This window comes from Coprobacter fastidiosus, assembly GCF_982245605.1.
The window spans coordinates 1-19,978 of record NZ_CEVCIF010000004.1 but is presented as its reverse complement, the minus strand read 5'-3'; the positions used below and the strand labels follow the sequence as shown (position 1 = coordinate 19,978).

General features: G+C 40.2%; 18 protein-coding genes, 1 tRNA gene and 1 pseudogene. 11 read left to right on the top strand and 9 right to left on the bottom strand.

What is annotated here, in order from left to right:
• Positions 1–104: 104 nt before the first annotated feature.
• The 4 genes from nusA to AC0UMU_RS01820 all read right to left on the bottom strand — a co-directional run bounded on the left by nusA (position 105) and on the right by AC0UMU_RS01820 (position 3,392).
• The gene (gene nusA, locus AC0UMU_RS01835; RefSeq protein WP_022391095.1) at positions 105–1,361 is read right to left on the bottom strand and encodes a transcription termination factor NusA; all 1,257 of its coding nucleotides are present in this window, start codon (positions 1,359–1,361) and stop codon (positions 105–107) included.
• Between the two features lie 2 nt (positions 1,362–1,363).
• Entirely contained in the window at positions 1,364–1,831 is a 468-nt protein-coding gene (gene rimP / locus AC0UMU_RS01830; protein ID WP_122304293.1) for a ribosome assembly cofactor RimP, read from the bottom strand.
• Between the two features lie 231 nt (positions 1,832–2,062).
• Entirely contained in the window at positions 2,063–2,767 is a 705-nt protein-coding gene (locus tag AC0UMU_RS01825; protein ID WP_009319025.1) for a M48 family metallopeptidase, read from the bottom strand.
• Between the two features lie 397 nt (positions 2,768–3,164).
• Positions 3,165–3,392, bottom strand: coding sequence for a hypothetical protein (locus tag AC0UMU_RS01820; RefSeq protein WP_195595953.1), 228 nt, complete (start codon positions 3,390–3,392; stop codon positions 3,165–3,167).
• A gap of 165 nt (positions 3,393–3,557) precedes the next feature.
• Here AC0UMU_RS01820 and AC0UMU_RS01815 point away from each other — a divergent pair, with 165 nt between their 5' ends.
• Both AC0UMU_RS01815 and AC0UMU_RS01810 read left to right on the top strand, forming a co-directional pair.
• A complete protein-coding gene (locus AC0UMU_RS01815; RefSeq protein WP_009319024.1) occupies positions 3,558–3,884 on the top strand; it encodes a PadR family transcriptional regulator in 327 nt (108 codons plus the stop codon).
• 32 nt (positions 3,885–3,916) lie between these two features.
• Positions 3,917–5,014: a PspC domain-containing protein gene (locus tag AC0UMU_RS01810; RefSeq protein WP_288640547.1), complete on the top strand. Its 1,098-nt coding sequence runs from the start codon at positions 3,917–3,919 to the stop codon at positions 5,012–5,014.
• Positions 5,015–5,109: 95 nt separating this feature from the next.
• On the opposite strand, the gene AC0UMU_RS01805 is transcribed toward AC0UMU_RS01810, so the two are convergent.
• The gene (locus AC0UMU_RS01805; RefSeq protein ID WP_288640550.1) at positions 5,110–5,955 is read right to left on the bottom strand and encodes a helix-turn-helix domain-containing protein; all 846 of its coding nucleotides are present in this window, start codon (positions 5,953–5,955) and stop codon (positions 5,110–5,112) included.
• Between the two features lie 80 nt (positions 5,956–6,035).
• Complete coding sequence (locus AC0UMU_RS01800) at positions 6,036–6,914, bottom strand: NAD kinase (protein ID WP_022600848.1); 879 nt, start codon at positions 6,912–6,914, stop codon at positions 6,036–6,038.
• Between the two features lie 196 nt (positions 6,915–7,110).
• Between AC0UMU_RS01800 and AC0UMU_RS01795 the strand changes: the two genes are divergently transcribed.
• The 5 genes from AC0UMU_RS01795 (at position 7,111) to AC0UMU_RS01775 (ending at position 11,373) form a co-directional block, all read left to right on the top strand.
• Complete coding sequence (locus tag AC0UMU_RS01795) at positions 7,111–7,824, top strand: pyridoxine 5'-phosphate synthase (RefSeq protein WP_288640554.1); 714 nt, start codon at positions 7,111–7,113, stop codon at positions 7,822–7,824.
• Positions 7,825–7,850: 26 nt separating this feature from the next.
• A complete protein-coding gene (locus AC0UMU_RS01790) occupies positions 7,851–8,552 on the top strand; it encodes a MotA/TolQ/ExbB proton channel family protein (RefSeq protein ID WP_009319019.1) in 702 nt (233 codons plus the stop codon).
• A gap of 15 nt (positions 8,553–8,567) precedes the next feature.
• Positions 8,568–8,981, top strand: a complete 414-nt coding sequence (locus AC0UMU_RS01785; RefSeq protein ID WP_009319017.1) for an ExbD/TolR family protein — start codon at positions 8,568–8,570, stop codon at positions 8,979–8,981.
• An 18-nt stretch (positions 8,982–8,999) separates the two neighbouring features.
• Positions 9,000–9,776: a hypothetical protein gene (locus AC0UMU_RS01780; RefSeq protein ID WP_288640557.1), complete on the top strand. Its 777-nt coding sequence runs from the start codon at positions 9,000–9,002 to the stop codon at positions 9,774–9,776.
• A 127-nt stretch (positions 9,777–9,903) separates the two neighbouring features.
• Positions 9,904–11,373, top strand: a complete 1,470-nt coding sequence (locus AC0UMU_RS01775; RefSeq protein WP_288640559.1) for a sodium:solute symporter — start codon at positions 9,904–9,906, stop codon at positions 11,371–11,373.
• Between the two features lie 85 nt (positions 11,374–11,458).
• Here AC0UMU_RS01775 and AC0UMU_RS01770 read toward each other — a convergent pair whose 3' ends face one another.
• Both AC0UMU_RS01770 and AC0UMU_RS01765 read right to left on the bottom strand, forming a co-directional pair.
• A complete protein-coding gene (locus AC0UMU_RS01770) occupies positions 11,459–12,106 on the bottom strand; it encodes a GDSL-type esterase/lipase family protein (RefSeq protein ID WP_333491140.1) in 648 nt (215 codons plus the stop codon).
• Between the two features lie 75 nt (positions 12,107–12,181).
• Positions 12,182–13,744 (bottom strand): annotated as a pseudogene (locus AC0UMU_RS01765) (exo-alpha-sialidase); the annotation flags it as partial.
• A 434-nt stretch (positions 13,745–14,178) separates the two neighbouring features.
• On the opposite strand from AC0UMU_RS01765, the gene AC0UMU_RS01760 reads away from it, so the two are divergent.
• From AC0UMU_RS01760 to AC0UMU_RS01750, 3 genes are read left to right on the top strand one after another with little or no spacing between them, the layout of a single operon-like run.
• A complete protein-coding gene (locus AC0UMU_RS01760) occupies positions 14,179–15,744 on the top strand; it encodes a DUF4836 family protein (RefSeq protein WP_288640564.1) in 1,566 nt (521 codons plus the stop codon).
• A 12-nt stretch (positions 15,745–15,756) separates the two neighbouring features.
• Positions 15,757–16,404 (top strand): ATP-binding cassette domain-containing protein, encoded by a 648-nt coding sequence (locus AC0UMU_RS01755; protein ID WP_288640567.1) that lies wholly within the window; start codon positions 15,757–15,759, stop codon positions 16,402–16,404.
• Between the two features lie 49 nt (positions 16,405–16,453).
• Entirely contained in the window at positions 16,454–17,644 is a 1,191-nt protein-coding gene (locus AC0UMU_RS01750; RefSeq protein ID WP_022391037.1) for an FtsX-like permease family protein, read from the top strand.
• A 15-nt stretch (positions 17,645–17,659) separates the two neighbouring features.
• On the opposite strand, the gene AC0UMU_RS01745 is transcribed toward AC0UMU_RS01750, so the two are convergent.
• On the bottom strand, positions 17,660–19,090 hold the full coding sequence (locus tag AC0UMU_RS01745) for a CCA tRNA nucleotidyltransferase (RefSeq protein ID WP_022600840.1): 1,431 nt from the start codon (positions 19,088–19,090) through the stop codon (positions 17,660–17,662).
• A gap of 364 nt (positions 19,091–19,454) precedes the next feature.
• Here AC0UMU_RS01745 and AC0UMU_RS01740 point away from each other — a divergent pair.
• Positions 19,455–19,528 (top strand) — tRNA-Asp (locus AC0UMU_RS01740).
• Positions 19,529–19,978 lie beyond the last annotated feature (450 nt).

Here is a 19,978-nt window from a genome sequence, read left to right as displayed (position 1 = left end):
GTTATACAAAATGAAAGAAGAATATTTAGTCGGATTCCGGGAGATCTTCCAGACTGGGAAACAGGGTAAATCCGTCTTACTTCGCAGTATGACGGATTCCCTTTCTATTCTTCTTCAAATTCTGCTTTTAATATATTAATTATTTCATCAACGGTGTTTTCTTCGAGATCTGCTTTTTCGATCAATTCTTCACGGGACATTGCCAATACGCTTTTGGCCGTAGCACATCCGATAGCTTTTAGGGCTTCTATTACCCAACCATCGATTTCGTCTTTAAATTCATCGAGATAAATGTCTTCTTCTTCTGTTTCATCGATGTCACGATATACGTCGATCGTATATCCGGTCAGCATACATGCTAATTTGATGTTGAGTCCCCCTTTACCGATGGCGAGAGAAACTTCTTCAGGTTTTAAGAATACTTCGGCTTTTTTTTCTTCTTCGTTCAGACGAATTGAAGAAATTTTTGCCGGACTCAATGATCTTTGGATGAAAAGAGATGTATTTGCGGTATAGTTGATTACGTCGATATTTTCATTTCTCAATTCTCTGACGATACCGTGAATGCGAGCGCCTTTTACCCCGACGCAAGCGCCTACCGGATCGATGCGATCGTCATAAGATTCTACCGCAATTTTGGCACGTTCTCCCGGGATACGTGCTACTTTGCGAATAGTAATCAGACCGTCATGTATTTCCGGAACTTCCAGTTCGAACAACCGTTTCAGAAACTCTTCCGAAGTTCGGGATATGATAATTTTCGGATTGTTGTTTTTGTTATCGACACGGGCGACTACCGCTCTTGCGGTTTCTCCTTTACGATAAAAATCCGAAGGAATTTGCTCTGTTTTCGGAAGAAGAAGTTCGTTCCCTTCATCATCGATAAGAAGCATTTCCTTTTTCCAGATCTGGTAAACTTCTGCACTGACGATTTGTCCTATTCTATCTTTGTATTTATTGTAAATAGCATCTTTTTGCAGTTCCAGAATTTTTGATGCCAATGTCTGACGCAGGTTTAAAATAGCCCGGCGTCCGAATTTTTCGAAAATTACTTCGTCGGTAACTTCTTCACCTACTTCGTAATCGTTATCGATTTTTTTGGCCTCGGATAAAGAGATTTGCAGATTGGGATCGCTGACTTGTCCGTCTTCGACTACTTCGCGGTTTCTCCATATTTCAAAGTCCCCTTTGTCGGGATTTACAATAACATCGAAGTTTTCGTCCGTACCGAACATTTTCGCTAATACGTTGCGGAACGATTCTTCCAACACGCTGATCATTGTCGTTCTGTCAATGTTCTTCAGTTCTTTAAACTCCGAGAACGTGTCGACCATGCTGATTGCTTCCTCTTTTTTGGCCATATTTATTTAAATCTGATTAAATATTTTGTGTACTTTATTTCATCATAACCGAAAGCGAGATCTTCCGAAACCTCTACTTTCCGTTTACTGGTTTCTGTCTTTACTTTTTTTGTTATTGTGACAATAAATTTATCTTCGTCCGCTTCCTTTAGGACTCCGTTGAGCTTTAATCCCGATTTGGTGAGGACTTCGACTTCATTGCCTATATTTTTTTTATACTGTTTCAGAACTTTGAACGGAGATGTAATGCCTGCCGACCCTACTTCAAGCTCATAGTCTTCTATATCTCGGTCGAGGTGTTCTTCTATAAATCTGTGCAAGGTCGAGCATTGTTCTATATCTATGCCCTCTTCGTTATCTATTTCAACAATGATACTGTTGCCCGGCTTTACCTGAACATCTACCATAAAGCAGTCTGTTCCCGACAGTCCTTTTTCTACAAGTTCCTTTACAAAATCTTTTTCTATCATTCAACTTCTTTTAATGGGGAAGGAGATGATGTCTAATATGTTTTTCGATAGCGATAGTTTTATATTAGAACAAAACGAGGGGGCAATGTGCCCCCTCCTTCTTCTCCCTTTTGCGTTGCAAATATACAAAATATAGGTACGTCAACAAATAGTTCGGTTGCATTTTCCTATCATAATGCAAAATTATTTTATTATTTTAATATATATTTATATGTATTAATATATTGGATTCTATTCAATAGGAAACGGGAAAGACTTGAGTTCTTTTTCTAAAATTTTTTCTTTGCCTTGACAATATCGGTTACATAGTTGGTGGAAACGTTCTCCGTGATTCATTTCAGATAAATGAGCTAATTCGTGAAAAATTACGTAATCAATCAGGCGATCGGGCAGAAACATAAGATGATAGGACAGGAGTATATTGCGTCGCATATCGCATCTGCCGAGCCGTTTCCGTCCATGAGACACCGATACGCTGTTATAGGTCAGGTTTAATTGTTTGGCTAATAAATCGAGGCGTTCCGGCAGGTACTTTTCGGCCTCTTGTTTGATGAATCGTTTGATACCGGCAGATATGATTCTTTGGGTTTCGGGAGATTCGAAATCTGTCGTGTCGGGGCAGAATATAAATAGCGTATTGTTGTATAGCTTGAACAGGTATTTGTTTTTGTTATGTGTTTGTATGGCAATAGTAAAGTTTCGGGTTTCGAGCAAAGTTCCCGGACGTAATATTTTGTCGTTTTTACGTACGTATATTTTTCGTATGTTTTCCCTGTTTTTGTTTATGGATTGTGTTATCTGTGCGTAGGTAATACCTTCCGGAACGGTTATCTGTAGTGAATTATCCCGTATCTTGAAAATGAGATGCCGGGCTGTCGGGTGGAGATACAGAATTATTGTACCGAATTCGGGGTCTTCGTATTGATATTTTTTCATGTGGCAAATATATTGTTTTTATCAAATACTGTGTGTCTATAAATGTTAGAGTCTATATAAATTTTCCTACGAAGAGATTTTATCCGGTTATTTTTTGTGTTTTTTTCTACACTGTTTTCTCGCTTTCATTCATCGGATGGTCTACTATCTCCTTTGTAAGAACAAAAAAATTAGAAGAAGGTATTAAACTTGACCTGAACAAAATTTAAACAGACTTTAGGTGAACTAAATTTGCATAAATAGTTTTCTTTATCGTGTTTTGTTCTGATCTGTTTGGCATTATCATGCTATTGTATATTAAAATATTATATGTATATTTGAGGTGTTCGGGCCTGCGAGCCTGAAGATCTTCTGCGATTATCCGATACCAAAGTAGCGGGTAATCGCAGTCGTATTTTTAGAGGATCGCTTTGTATATTACTTCCCTCTTACGGTTTATTACGATTACACCTTTTAAATCCGGTAATTCGGCCATTTTTGCGTTGACAACTGATTTGATTTTATCATTTCCTAATTTATGCTGTTTTAAGTCGATCTTAATGACCGCATAATCCGCCTGTTTTTGTGGCTTGTGCTTAAAATTAGCAATATTACACTTTGTGTTTCTTGTATATGTACTTTTCATTTTTTTTCGTGTTTTGTTCTGATCTGTTTGGTGTTAAGAATATTTATATGTATCGGAAATTTTCTATATAAATGTTTTTAACGTCTATATAAGGTTAAAATCAGTACCTTGTATTGCAAGGTATTTATATTTTTGTGCTATATTTGTGGCGTAAAGGTGTAATGTATGAATACGGAAAATATAAAATCTCAGATGCGCAAGGGGATTCTTGAGTATTGTACACTCTTGATTCTTAGTAAAAAGCGGGCGTATGTGTCGGATATTATACAATCTTTGAAAGAATCTCGTCTTATTGTGGTCGAAGGTACGCTTTATCCGCTGTTGACACGCTTGAAAAATGCCGGTCTGCTTGATTATGAATGGGAAGAATCTCCTCAAGGTCCTCCTCGAAAATATTATCGTTTGACAGAGACCGGGAGAGCGTTCCTGAATGAGTTGGAAAGTGCTTGGACAGAATTGAACCGCACAGTCGAACATATTCGGGAGATATAGTTTTATGATGATAAATAATATATATAATAGATATGAAAAAGACGCTAACGGTAAATCTGAATAATACGGTATATCATATCGATGAAGACGCTTATAGCCAGTTGCAGGATTACTTGGAAAGTCTGAACGATTATTTCCGGAATGAAGAAGGAGCAAGCGAGATATTGAGCGATATCGAGGCTCGTATTGCCGAGTTGTTTAAAGAAAGAATGCGTTTCGGTATGCAAATAATTACGATGCGCGAGGTAGATGAAATCATCTCTGTGATGGGACATCCCGAAGATTTTGCTTCTGATACGCTGAATATTGAAATCGATGATAAGGAGGTCGGAGAAAAAGAAGTTGAAAATCAGAATACTGAAAAAGGGGAGGATGGAACGACACCTCAGGAAAAAATTCCCGAGAGAAACCGACGGCGTCTGTTTAGGGATAAGGACGATGCTTTTCTTGGCGGTGTAGCTTCAGGATTGGGATATTATCTCGGTGTCAGCACAGCGCTTGTCCGCATTTTGTTCGTATTGTTTACTTTTCTTACCGGATATGCGCTTCTGATTTATTTGGTTTTGTGGATTTGTATTCCGGAGGCTAAAACTGCTGCACAGAAATTAGAGATGAGAGGGGAGGCGGCGACGGTCGATAATATCAAACGATTTGTTTCCGAAACGATAGCAAAAGAGGAATTAGGACCAGAGAAAAAAACTTTCGGTGATTATGTGCTTTCGGCAATTAAGATCGTATTGAAATTTGTATTTATAATTTTCGGTGGATGTCTTGGTTTTATTTTGTTGGTTCTTTTGTCTTCTTTATTGTTCGTGTTATTGGCGGCGGCCGGAGGTACGGTCGGAATTGTTACGCAAGGCATAGATCCGTTTTTTATGCAGATGTTCTCTGCCGTTCACTATCCGTGGATGTTGACTGCCGTTTTGCTGGTTTTGCTGGCCATTCCGGTATATGCCGTATTGAGAATGGTTTTAGGGCGTGTATTTAATTTTCCTCCCCAATCCCGCTGGGTGACAGTCTTGTTGGTTATATTGTGGAGCATAGCTTTTGTTGCCGGTATGGTAATGTGGTTTATTTCGTTACCCGGAATACATACTGTATTGAATCAGTATCAGGGGAATATAATATAGGCGGCTCGGCTGATTTTGATTGCTTCTAAGGGGTTATTATTTTAAAAGCTTTTGTCCGTTTGATTCGGACAAGGGCTTTCTTCTTTGGTATAATTTTATTGACTGTTGCGATAAGCTTGAGGACTCATGCCGACATGGCGTTTGAAATATTTTCCGAAAAATGATACGTTCGGGAAATTCAAGGAGTAAGAAATTTCCTGTATTGTCAATTCTGTCGATTTTAGTTGGGCTTTAGCGTCGAGGATTACCATTCGGGCAATAATGTCGGAGGCGGTAAATCCTGTGATTTGCTTTATGGTCGTGCACAAGTGTTGCGGAGTGATATTCAGTTGTTCGGCGTAAAATGAGATGGAACGTTCTCGTGTATAATGTTGCATGACAAGTCCGACAAACTGTTTCCGGATTTCTTCTTTCCGGGTAAGGGCAGGCGGATTCCATGTATGTTTCTGATACATGTATCCGATTCCTTGCAGCATCGATTGTAGGATGCTCTTGGTAATTTCCGTATTGAATATTTCTGTGATCTGTTCCTGGGTTTTCACCAGTAAAGAAAAATATTCTGCAAGAAGTTCTGCGCTTTCTTGTTTTAAGGATATTACCGGATTTTCTATGACTTGAGGCAGGAAATCTGCTGAAAATTTTACCATGTTGGTTTGGCTCAGAAATTCCGATGAAAAAGCGACGAAACACAATCGGACTTTTCCTTGTTGTCCGATAAACTGAAGGATATTTCCCGGTAAAATAGAGACGAAATCATTCTTCTTTATATAATAGTCGGTCATTTTGATGGAAGCATGTATCTCTCCTTCTAAACATAACACGAAGATTCCGGCTTTTAATCGGAACGGTTGTTTGTAAAATGCCAAGATTTCTTCGGTGATATCTGTTCCTATAATGATATTTTCAGATATGTCGAATTGTGGTAAATCGGTTCTAAGCATATCTTGTATTTTTAATATTCGATTGCAAAAATAAGAAAATAAAACCGATATTCCTGTGAAAATATTAAAAATAGATCAATTTATATATTGTATCGTTTATCTGCTCCCCACATGAGTTTGTCTCGTAAGGTATCGATAAAAACGTGATTGTTTCGTTTCACGATAGGGGTAGTGAAAGGGGCTTTGCAAATAATTAATTCATGATTTGTACCCATCATGGCGGAACGTCCGTCCAGACTTACCAAAAAGTTGTTACTTCGGCTTTCGATTTGCATACGGATCGTATCTTGGTCATTGAATACCAAAGGACGGACATTCAAACTGTGGGGAGCAACCGGTGCTATTACGAAGTTCGGAGCTTGCGGAACGAGTATCGGGCCACCTACGCTCAATGAATATCCGGTCGATCCGGTAGGAGTCGAAACAATTAGCCCGTCAGCTTGATAGGTGTTCAGAAATACATCGTTCAAATATGTGCGGATGGTGATCATTGAAGAACTGTCTCTTTTCAGAATGGCGGCTTCGTTCAGTGCAAAAGGCCAAAACTTAACGGGGAGAGCATCTGCTTTTAGTTGTAGTAGAGAACGTTCTTCGATTCGGTAATCGCCGTTAAACAGTTCTGCTACAGCTTCATCTATTTCATTTTCGGCTACATCGGCAAGAAATCCGAGACGTCCGGTATTGATTCCCAATATCGGGATGTGTTTGTTACCGACCCGTTCGGCAGTTTTTAAGAATGTTCCGTCTCCGCCGAGGCTGAGAGCCATATCTGCCGAAAAATTATTGTCTGTAATCAGCTTGCTGTATCGAGGTTCTATTTTCATTACAGTATGCAGAAAGCGGTAGAACTCTTCACAAATAAGAATTTCCGCATTATATTTGCTTAATGCGTTGAAAAGATGCTTTGCCTGTATGCTTTTTTCTGCTTGATATAAATTCCCGAAAATGGCTATTCTCATCGTTATTTACATTTTTTATGAGCTTTTTGATCTTTTGCTAACGTTTTTCTTTAGATTTCTGTAAAACCTATTAATTTTGCATCAGCACAAAGTTCTTTTGCAAACGTACATAAAATTTTTGGCTTCGGAGATATTTTTCAGTCTTACCGGGTCGAAAAAAGTTCTTTTTATCATAAGTAGAATTAATTTTGGAAAAATGACCAAATTAAGTGTAAATGTAAATAAGATTGCCACGTTGCGTAATGCCAGAGGTGGTAATATGCCTAATGTCTTGAAAGTTGCGCTGGACTGTGAAGTTTTTGGCGCTGACGGAATCACGGTACATCCTCGGCCGGATGAACGACATATCCGCTATTCTGACGTGTATGAACTCAGGCCTCAGTTAAGAACTGAATTCAACATTGAGGGTTATCCGTCCGATCCTTTTATAAATTTGGTGTTGCAAGTCAAACCGAATCAGGTGACGTTAGTTCCCGATGCTCCGGATGCGATCACTTCCAATGCCGGTTGGGATACACGTACGCATTTCGATTTTTTAAGCGAGATAATAGACCGATTTAATCAAGTCGGCATCCGAACATCGATCTTTGTAGATACCGATCCTGAATTGATAGAATTTGCCGCCAAAACCGGGACGGACAGAATCGAATTATATACCGAACCGTATGCTTCGGCTTATGCTTCGGATCGTGAAAAAGCTGTCGCTCCTTTTATCAAAGCTGCGGCATTGGCTCATAAATTGGGCTTGGGTATCAATGCCGGACATGATCTGAATCTTGAGAATTTGCGATATTTTCATGAGCAGATTCCTGTTTTGGATGAAGTTTCTATCGGGCATGCTCTTATCACTGATGCCCTTTATCTGGGGTTGCAGGAGACTATTCGCCAATATAAAGATTGTCTTAAATAACATCGATAACCGAAAAATAAAATTATATGAATTTGTTGCTTTCTCTTTTAGCTGATGCTAATATGGTAATGCCGGTTTCTGCCGGGACGACTGCAGCTCCTGTTGCTGAGTTGAATATGTGGGATTTGTCGCTGAAAGGCGGTGTTATTATGATTCCGCTCCTGATATTGTCCATTCTGGCAATTTATATCTTTATAGAACGGGCTGTAGTTATCCGTAAAGCGGCACGGGAAGACCGTACGTTTATGGATCGTATCAAAGACTATATCCATGAAGGAGATGTAGATGCGGCTTTGAATCTTTGTAAAAAGACCGATACTCCTTATGCGCGCTTGATTGAAAAAGGAATTACCCGATTGGGACGGCCTATGAATGATGTGCTGGTAGCGATAGAGAATGTCGGTAATCTCGAAGTTGCGAAGCTGGAGAAAGGTTTTCCTTGGTTGGCAACGGCTGCGGCGGGAGCGCCGATGCTCGGATTTCTCGGTACGGTGACCGGTATGGTAAGAGCTTTTTACAATATGGCATCTGCCGGAACGAGTGCCGATATAACTACCCTGTCCGGAGGTATTTATGAAGCGTTGGTTACTACTGTTGCCGGTTTGGTCGTGGGGATTATCGCTCTGTTCGCTTATAATTATTTGGTAGCCCGTGTAGATGGAGTGGTCAATCAGCTCGAAGCCAAAACTATGGAATTTATGGATTTGCTGAATGAACCTGCAGATTAAGTTGGAGGTGAAAGTATGGCTCTGAAACGAAGAAATAGAATAGAGGCCTCATTCAGTATGGCTTCTATGACCGATGTGATTTTTCTGTTACTGATCTTTTTCATGGTAACTTCGACTTTTGTTTTTCCGAATGCGATAAAAGTGTTGTTGCCGCAAAGTAAAGAGCAAACGGCCGCAAAACCTTTGGCAAGGGTGACAATCGATGCACAGCTCAATTATTATGTCTCTTTCGGCAATGAAGCGGAACATCCTGTTCAGTTGGAGGAAATAGCTCCTTATTTGCTGAGTGCATTGAGTAAAGAACCGGATATGTATGTCGCTCTTTATGCTGATGAAAGCGTACCTTATAGAGAAGTTGTTAAGGTGTTGAATATTGCCGGAGAGAATAAATTGAGAATGGTATTGGCTACGCGTCCTATAAAGGAGTAGTCCCGAAAATTATGATTTGTGAAAGACAAGACGAAAAATAAATTATGTGGTATAGCGGGGACGGTGTTATTCCATCTCCTGTTATTTCTTATGTTGTTTTATTTTACTTTTCCCCGTCCGGAGATTCCGGATGAGGCAAGCGGTGTTTTGGTTCAGTTGGGAACAATCGATGAGGCGAGCGGGACTTTTCAACCCGAAATGAGCGGGCAGAACGTTGCTGATGCGATGGAAGCCGAGATTCTGGATGAAGCGGCCGAAGAATCTATCACACAGGATATAGAGGAGAGTGTAGCTGTCCCGGATAAAAAGAAAGAGGATAAGCAACAGCCTGAGCCCGAGAAAAAAACACAACCGAAGCCTGAGGTGGATAATAGAATTAAAAATCAAGTGGCCAATGCTTTCAGTAAAGGGAATACCGGATCTAATCGAGGAACATCGGATAGGGGTTCTGGAGCAGAAGGAAGCCCGAACGGAAATAGTACTACCGGTGCTAAACACGGCTCTCCCGGTTACGGAGATTATGATTTGGGCGGTCGAGGTTTAAAAGGGGAATTGCCTATTCCTCAATATGACGCCAGTAACGATGAGGGAACAATCGTTGTTTCGATATATGTCAATGCTCAGGGAAAAGTAACTCAGGCTGCGGCTACGCCGAGCGGCAGTCGTGGGACGGCATATGCCAATCTTACGTTACGGGCAAGGGCCGAAGCGGCTGCGCGGAAAGCTGTTTTTGAAAGAAAACCGGGAGCGGTTACCGAGAGAGGGACGATTACTTATTATTTCAGACAAAATTAAAAGCCTGTCTCAATTTTACATAGCCGTTTTTTGAGAGTCGTTTTCGGTTGGGTATAAGAGCGAAGATTCTGACCGGATATTTGGGAATTATATTTTCAGGCAAGTTCGTACTTTATTACGAGAAAGAATGAACGGTACGATTATTTTACTTATTATTGTCGTCTATTTTGCTTTTCTGATGCTTATTTCGCATTTGACCGGGCGTAAAAGCGATAATGATACATTTTTTTTGGGAGGGAAACAATCTCCTTGGTTTTTGGTTGCGTTCGGAATGATCGGTACATCTATTTCCGGAGTGACGTTTGTTTCTGTTCCCGGTATGCCGTTGAGTATCGACATGACTTATTTGCAGACCGTTTTGGGGTTTACGGTAGGATATCTCGTTATTGCAAGGATATTGTTGCCGCTCTATTATAAACTTAATCTTACGTCTATTTATACATTTCTTGAAAAGCGTTTCGGTCGAAATGCTTATAAAACCGGGGCATCGTTTTTCTTGCTTTCTAAAATCATAGGTGCAGCTGCACGTCTTTACATTGTCGTACTTATTTTACAGCGTTTTGTGTTCGATGCATGGAATGTGCCTTTTGTCGTTACATCGACTGTGATCGTTGCGCTTATTTGGCTCTATTCCCACAGAAGCGGAATAAAGACGATCGTCTGGACGGATGCTCTGCAAACAGCTTTTTTACTGGGAGCTTTAGTGTTGATAATTTGGCAGTTAACTGATAAGATGCAGCTCGATTTTTCCGGAGTGGTGAATACGGTCAGGAACAGCGGTATGGATCGAATATTTGTTTTTGATGATTGGCAGACAAAACAGAATTTTTTTAAGCAATTTTTCAGCGGCATATTCATAACGATTGTTATGACGGGGCTCGATCAGGATATGATGCAAAAAAATCTCTCTATACGGACCTTAAAGGCTTCTCAGAAAAACATGTACTTTTACGGAGTCGCTTTTCTTCCGGTAAATCTTTTGTTTCTTGTCTTGGGGATTTTGCTGATTACGTTTGCCGGTCAGCAGCAAATAGCTATACCTGCTCTGAGCGATGAAATGCTTCCGTTTTTTGCTACGCAATATTTAGGATTTCCGGTGCTGTTGTTTTTCTGCATAGGAATTATTGCGGCTGCTTTTTCCAGTGCCGACTCGGCATTGACGGCTCTCACTACCTCGTTTTGTGTCGATATTCTCGAGGTCGGGAGATATCCGGCTTCAAAAGCGGTATTATGGCGTAAACGGGCGCATGTTTTCATTTCGTTGCTTTTTGTCATTATTATTTGCGTGATCAGGGCTGTGAATGATAAAAGTATTATCGATGCTATCTATACGATAGCGGGTTATACTTACGGACCGTTGCTCGGCCTTTTTTCTTATGGACTTTTCATGCACGGAAATCCTCGGGATAAATGGATACCTTACATCGCATTGTTGTCTCCGGCTCTTTGCTTCGGTCTCGATTTCTTGTTGAGAGAATTATATGGTTATAAACTGGGATATGAGATGCTGATGATAAATGGGGCGTTGACATTTGTCGGGCTTTATCTGGTCGCTTTGGGTAGAGACGGAAAAAAGAGCCTCTGTCCGGAATCTTGATATTCGGGAGATATAAATATAAAAAAACGGAAACAAATCTCGTAATATTCATTTCCGGTTTTATTTAGAAAATTTAAACAGACTCTTACTCTTCTACATAAGGTTTTATAAGATCGCGCCACATGACATAAGCCGTCCCTAATAAATGTAGTCCGTCATTGGTATATTGGATATTCATTTTACCTGAAGAGTTGGCAAAAAGGGAGTAAACGTCGACATAGGTCAGTTTATTTTCCTTTGCGATTTTTTTCAGTTCTTCATTGATCGGGACAACCATTTGCCAGCGGGATGTATGTTCCTCGAATTTCCCGAAATAGTCGTTTACAGGCAGTAGACTTTGTAAATATAATTTCGTTTTGGGAGAAACTTTTTTGATCTTTTTTACTAATTTGTCGATATTCCCGGTAATTTCTGTGATGCTGTGACCTTTAGAAATATCGTTTATGCCTGCCATTAAAAATATTTTGGATGGCTTCCCTTTCAGAATTTCGTCTATGCGATCATTTATGCCGCTAATGACGTCTCCGCTTATTCCCCTGTTTTTGACATTTTTGTTTTTAAGAAGTTCATGCCATTCGCAGCCGTTTGTGATGCTGTTTCCTAAAAAAACGATGTCTTTGGACGTGATTGGCAATATGTCGAATAAAGACGCACGTTGATAATAATAGGTAGAATATCGGGGTAGAGTATATCTGTCAGTGCCGTTCGTGATCCAATCTAATGAGAACCGCATAAAATACAGGCTGAATCCGTCTTCTCCCGGTAGATTTTTGTCCCATTTGCCTTCCTCGACGACAATGCCGATCGTTCCGTCCGGTAATACGGTCATTGTAGAATAAGCAGAATAGCCCGGACATATCGTTTTCTTTATAGGCCAGGTCGATCCTTCATCATAACTGACAGCTATAGATACGTTTTGTCGTATTGTTGTGTCATTGGGGAGAGAATGCAGAATACAGGATTTGTTTCTTAACCCGAGAATCGATGCATAGTTAAGTATGTCTCCGTTACATGCAGGCTCTTTTAAATCGGTGTTTTTCGAAGCTTCCGACCAATTGACCCCCCGGTTTGTCGAAATACTGAACGTGCGGTTTTTAGGACTGCGAATGCTCATCATTATATTACCGTTGTTCAGCTCTACCAGTTTGGCCTCGTCTCCGGTAGATGTGGCTGCATTTTCTGATACGGCCCATGTTTTGCCGCCATCATCGGAGTAGCATGCATAATTTGATAAATTGCCGCCCCATGGCCGTGTGTCAGGAGTTCGTACGGCAAGGACGAACATCAAGCGTCCGTCTTTCAGTTGTAGGCCTCGTCCGGAAGCGGCAAAAGCTCCGTGCCAGTTACGGCGTATAGGGTCTTTACATTCCGCGCCGTATATTTGCGAGGTAATATCTTCGGTAGGAGTCCATGTCTTCCCGTTATCTTTGCTGCGTGACAACCCTATACGGATAGGATCGGATGCGGTAGATTGCCATAATCCTTGTCCGAAGGCATAGATACACAGAATATCTCCCGTTTTCTTATCTACGATCAATAGCGGATCTCCATATCCCTTTGAGTCATCATCAGCTCCGGCTACAATCGATGTGGCCGACCAGGTTTTTCCTTTATCCTCACTGCGTTTGGCAACAATGTCTATATGTGAGGGCAAGTCGTTCAATTGCGTCCATCTTTTGTCTGCGACCATGATCAAAGAGCCGTCTGCAGCTGTCGCTAAAGCGGGAATACGATAGTATTTCGAACCTTCATCTCCGGGAGCGAAAAGCAGTTTACGTTCCAGAATGATTTCTGTTGTTCCTCCGGCTTCATTTTGCGATAGCGTACAAAATCCGATAGTCGATTCTAAAGACAATAATCTGATGTTTATGCGGTTTCCTTCATAAGCATTGTTTCTTACCGAAGCTACGATATAGAAATAATTGTTACCCGAAGAGAGCGGTTTGTCAAATGCGATATGAATATTATCGGATGAAATGTCGGTAACAGAGGCGCATAACGTTGCCGTCTCCGGTTTAAACCGGTCGTCTGTATTTTGACTGTAAATTTTTAGTGTAGTAATATCTGTTATGTTCGTAGATCCTTTGAGATCGATATTTATGCCTTTTAGCCGGTGCGGATTTTCTGTATCGGTAGTTCTGACGTTGAAAGACAATATCGCTTCGGAAGAGCCCCTTCCGACCAAAGTAGCGGCTCGTTTTAACGTGACATCACAAATTGCAGATGGTCGATTGCTTTGTGTACACTCCGTTGGTCGGGTGGAATATTCTTGTCCGACCGACAGATATTCAGGTATTGCATTACAGTAAGTCCCGGAGAAACCTTGTGTAGAAAACAAGCATAGACATGCGAATGTTAAAAATCTGTTCATCATAGCATTAAATCTGATATATTATTGCAAATATACAATAATGATTAAATTTTTAAAGAGAAATATTTTGTTTTTTGCATTTTATTAATCGAAACGGATATTTCCGATAAGTTCTGTTTGTAATATTTTTCAATATTTATTTATTATGCTAAAAGATTGCATTTCGATGAGGAAATACTACCTTTGCAATAAGGGTCGGCTTGAATTTTGCTCAGGTCTGGTATGAATGTTTCTTTCAGGGGTGTTCTGTTGTTTTTATGAAGATGATGACGGATTATCAGACGAGCGAAAGGGAGAAAACAGTCATGGAAGGAAACGCAAAAATAACTTGATAGTGTTTTCTTATCGGAAAATCTGGACGGATTCTAAGGCTATCGAGATTTTAGAGAACTTGAAAACGGGATTGAATGTTATAAGACTAAAAAAATAAAAATATGAAAAATCGGATCTCTTTTACAGGCTTGTGCGCACTATTGTGTACTTTTTTATTTTTGTTCTCATGTAGTGAAAAATCGGAATATATGCAGACTATTCCTTCGGATGCCGCTTTTGTCATGACATTTGATATGAAGTCTTTATCGGAAAAAGGAGATGTTGCCGATTGGATAAAGTCAGAAAAAAACGCATCTCTTTTTAACGCTTTTAGCAGCGGTATGGGTGAAGGAACTGTGAAACTTTGGAAAAAGATACAAGAAGATCCGGAAATCTCAGGACTTTCTTTTACGGATAATTGGGTCTGTTTTGCTGCCGGAGAGACAAATCCTGTACTTTGTATTTTAGCCAAGATTTCCGATGTCGATAAATGGAGGGAAGTTATGAAGGCTATGGAGGCTGAAGGTGTTGCGACTCCGATATCGAAGGAGGACAATGTAGAAAGTTCTCTTATCGGTCAGAGAGCCAAATGTCTTTTTGACAAAAACCGAGTGTTGTTGTTAATAGGACAGGATGCGACAGGTATTTTGGAGAGTAAAACGGCGGCCGGATGGTTTACGCAAAAGAAAGAGAACAGTCTTCTGTCGAATGGAGAATTTTCTGCTTTTTTGAAGGAACGAAAAGACGTTAATTATTGGTATCGCATGGGGGCTCTGCCGGTATTTTTCCGTTCGGTATATAGCGCTTATTTGCCGGATGGGATTTTGTTGGGATCACTTTACTCGATCGGGTATTGTGATTTCCAAAAAGGCAAAATCAAAATAACATCCGGATTGCGTTCTGATGATAAAGATTCGATGAAGAAACTGGAAGAAATTTTTAAGATGGGAGGAAAGCAGTCCGGTAAGTTCTTGAAACAAATTCCGGCAAATGCTCTTTATGCTGTCGGCATGAATTTGGATGGGCAAAAGTTGTATAAGTTTCTTTCGGCATTGCCCGGGCTCACCCAGACACAGATGAATGCAATTCAGAGTGAAGATACAAAAAAAATAATAAGTTCTATCGATGGAGATCTGTTATTATCTGTGATCGGTTTGTCCGGAAACGCATCCGGATTTATGGGGACTGCAATACCGGATGTGGCTGTTTTTGCCCAAGTAAATGATGATTATGCCGTAGAGTTGATAAAACGTAATTTGGGTATATTGGGAGTAAAAGAGATCGGGAAAAACCGTTATAAACTGAGTATGGGAGAAGCATCGTTATATTTCGGGTTGGAAAATAAGAAGAATTTTTTCATTACGAACAGTACGCAAGTGTTCGAGAATATTAGCAACGGTATGCCGGAGTCTTTGGCAAATACTCCTTATGCTTCGGCTTTTGATAAACAGTTTTATAGCCTTGTTATTAATATGAAAGAAGGAATCGCTAACCTTATGCCGATGGTTATGGGCTCTTATTCTTCAAGACAGTATGTTTCGTTATTTGAACAATGTCCTTTTACTTATTTGAGCGGTTCAGGCAACGGAACGAATGGCAATATTGAAATATTCTTGTCTGATGACAGTAAGAATGCTTTTGCTGCTATTCTTGACTGGATAACGGTTATGGCTTCACAAGAGAGGTAGTCGTATTTTCTTATGGAAAGAATTATTTTAAAACAAGTACTTCCCCATGTCTTTTCGGAGAGTGGGGATGTTCTTGATTCGGACGTCTGGAAAAAAGACGTAACATTAGAGAGAGGTCAGGTTTATCTGATAGAGGCTGCTTCGGGCACGGGAAAGTCTTCGTTTTGCAGCTATTTGTACGGTTACCGGGACGATTATTCCGGGCAGATTTATTTTGACGATCAAGATATAAAACAGTTGTCCGTTTCCCGGTGGATCGATCTTCGCTGTCATTCGTTAAGCCTTCTTTTTCAAGAGCTTCGACTTTTCCCTGAATTGACGGCTTGGGAGAATGTCATGATAAAGAATAATCTTACCGGTTATAAAAATGATAAGGAGATAGAAACCTTTTTCGAGCAGCTCGGAATAGCCGATAAGAAAAATTCTTTGGTCGGAAAGATGTCTTTCGGACAGCAGCAACGGGTTGCTTTTATCCGAGCGTTGTGCCAACCGTTCGACTTTATTTTTTTGGATGAGCCGATCAGTCATTTAGATGAGGAGAACGGTCACATTCTCTCTTCTATTTTATTGAAAGAGGCAGAGAATCGGGAGGCCGGTGTAATTGTGACATCCATCGGCAAACATTTGGATATAAGGTATGATAAGGTACTGAGGTTATAGAGGGCGTTGCGGCTGCATGAGTATATAATTAAAAAATGGTTTTGAAATTATGGTGTGGAAACTCTTGAGACGGCATCTGAGCATAGTCCAATTTGTAGGATTCTTTTTGGCAAACCTTTTAGGAATGTTCATTGTACTTCTCAGCATTCAGTTTTATCAAGATGTGAAGCCTCTTTTTTCACAAGAAGACGGTCTTATGAAAAAAGAGTATATGATCTTGTCCAAGCGGGTCAGTACGTTGGGTTCTCTTGTAAAAAAGAGTTCGGGCTTCACTTCGGAAGATGTTGACGAAATTAAGAACCAGCCTTTTGTGAAAAATGTCGGAGCTTTTACTCCGGGACATTTTAATGTATCTGCGGGAGTCTCGATGGCCGGAGGCATGGGGATGAGTACACAGATGTTTTTCGAGTCAGTTCCCGATGCCTATATTGATGTAAAATCTGCCGATTGGCGTTTTGATGAGCGGTCTGATTTTCTTCCGATAATCCTTCCTCGTAATTATTTGAATTTATATAATTTCGGATTTGCCCAATCTCGGAATCTTCCGCAACTTTCCGAAGGGGTGTTGGGTTTGGTCAATGTGGATATTCATATTTCGGGGAATGGAAAAAGCAGATCTTTTAAAGGGAACATCGTTGGTTTTTCCAATCGACTTAATACGATTTTAGTGCCGGACAGATTTATGCAATGGGCAAATGGAGAGTTCGGAAACAGAGAAGTGAAAGATCCTTCTCGCTTGATAGTGGAAGTCGGTAATCCGTCTGACGAGCGAATTGTGACTTTTTTACAAAAGAAGGGTTATGAAACCGAAGGCGGAAATCTAGATGCCGGAAAAGCTACTTATTTTCTCAAGATCGTCACGGGGCTGGTCATTGCAATCGGTCTGTTGATTACGGCATTGTCATTTTTTATTTTGATGCTGAGCATTTATTTGCTGTTGCAGAAGAATACACGGAAATTGCAAAACCTGTTATTGATCGGTTATACTCCTGCACAAATATCCCGTCCTTATAGGATGCTTACGATAATGCTGAATTTGTCGGTTTTTCTTTTTTCGTTACTTGCCGTTTGGGGAAGTAGGGGATATTATACCGACTTGCTTTCCCGTATGTGGCCCGGATATGAGCCGGGATCGTTTTTGCCGACTGTCTTTATCGGGTGCGCTCTTTTATTGGCCGTATCGTTTTTTAATTGCCGTGCAATATATCGAAAGGTCATGAGCTTGTGGCGGATAAAATAATGATTTCAGGGTGTTCTATTTTGTTGGTTTCAGACCTTTGGAAGCGGCAAAGTCGAGCATGAAGCGAAAAGCGGCATCCCTTTCGTTCGGGATAATACCATCGAGAATAGCGTCTTTGATGGCGCTTTTTATATCTCCGACCTCCCGGCAAGGTGTCAATCCGAAAATATCCATGATCTCTTCACCGCTGATCGGGGGCTGCATATTTCTTATTCGATCTTTTTCCTCTATCTCTTTCAGTTTACCTCGTACCAGTGTGAAATTGTCTAAGAATTTTTTTACTTTTTCTTGATTTTTAGATGTAATATCCGCTTCACAAAGGGTCATGAGCTCCTCTATATCGTTACCGGCGTCGAATAATAGACGCCGAACGGCAGAATCGGTAACTTCTTCTTCGGCCAATACGATAGGACGCATGTGCAAGTCGACCATTTTCTGGACAAATTTCATTTTGTCGTTCAATGGCAGTTTCATACGTCGGAAAATACCCGGAATCATTTTGTAACCGATAAAATTATGGTTATGAAAAGTCCATCCTGATTTTTTGTCGTACCGTTTTGTTACCGGTTTGGCAATATCATGTAATATGGCGGCCCAGCGTAGCCATAAATTATTACTTTTCTTTGCAACATTGTCCAGAACGGTCAGTGTGTGATAGAAATTATCTTTATGTCCCCGACCGTCGATGGTTTCTATTCCTTTGAGCGCATTCAGCTCGGGGAAAATTAAGGGCAATAGTTTCGATTTGTCCAGTAATATAAAACCCGTAGAGGGTTTTGAAGATGTTACGATCTTATTTAGCTCATCGATGATTCGTTCTTTTGAAATGATCTCTATACGTTTACGGTTTCGCTCTATTGCAGCGAAAGTTTCTTTTTCGATAGAGAATTCTAATTGGGTGGCGAATCGTATGGCCCGCATCATGCGTAACGGATCGTCACTGAATGTAATATCCGGATCTAAAGGCGTGCGGATAATGCCTGCTTTCAGATCTTCCATTCCATTGAACGGATCGATCAACTCTCCGAAATGTTCTTTATTCAAGCAAATCGCTAATGCGTTTATTGTGAAATCCCTACGGTTTTGATCATCGCAAAGAGTACCGTCCTCTACGATCGGTTTACGTGAATCGTGGGTATAAGATTCACGGCGAGCTCCGACAAATTCTACTTCGATATCTTTGTACTTGACTTGTGCCGTACCGAAGTTTTTAAATACCGATAGTCGAGCCGACTTTCCCAATTTCTCGGCGAAAGTCGTTGCCAATTCGATACCGCTTCCTACGGTAACGATATCGATATCTTTCGAATCCCTTTCCAGAAAAATATCACGAACATATCCTCCGATAACATAGCAAGGGAGGTTCATCTCGTCTGCGGTTTCGGAAATCTTCGGAAAAATAAAATGGCTCAAATGTTTTTTTTGCAGGGCAATGTCAAGTAGCATCTTTATTAAGAATCTGATTTTCGATTGCAAAAATAGCTATTTTTATCGATCTGCCGAAAAGCCTTCTGATTTATTCTCGTTTGCTCCGATGTCGAAGATATTCGTTGCGACCGAAGAGACAGGGTAAAAGGTCTCTTGTTATTATGAAATTAAGGCTGAGTATTTCTTAATAAATCTTTTTGTTGAAAATTTTAGACGCCTCTAAGCTTCTGTAAACTTATCGGTTATGAGTTGAACTATAGAATTGTCGCTTTATTAAAGGAATTATGAAGGTAAAAATTTTCATTAAACTATTGCAGAATAAAAAAAAGTGTCTATCTTTGCAAACGCAAAAGGGAACAGGAGAGTTCCTTATGATAAAAATGGTGCGGTAGTTCAGCTGGTTAGAATACATGCCTGTCACGCATGGGGTCGCGGGTTCGAGTCCCGTCCGCACCGCGAAATAAAAAGCTCTGATTCTTAATAGAATTGGAGTTTTTTATTTTATCCTGATTCAATAATCTGTATTTTATACATCCGACCGCTTTTACTACAAGATCAGAATAAATAGGTTTATTTCGATTGCTAAATATCTTTTGTCGTATTTGGGAAAGTGTAAGTCCCGGTCTGGATTTCAGGATATTTTTTGCGTTTTCTTCTGTTCTATAACGATGTCAGTATCGTTGCAGTCTCTTTCTTAAGAGGAAAACTGACTATTCATGTGAATTTCTCTCTAATATGATCTGTGTAAAATCGGATAGTTTCTAATTTTTTCGATAAGAAATTATATATCCCGGACATTTTCAGACATGTATTCGGTAATGAGTAGGATAATATAGTTAATGTTTTATAATTCCTAAAATCCGCAACTATCATCCAATACACGATTAAGGGTAGATTTATGAGTCG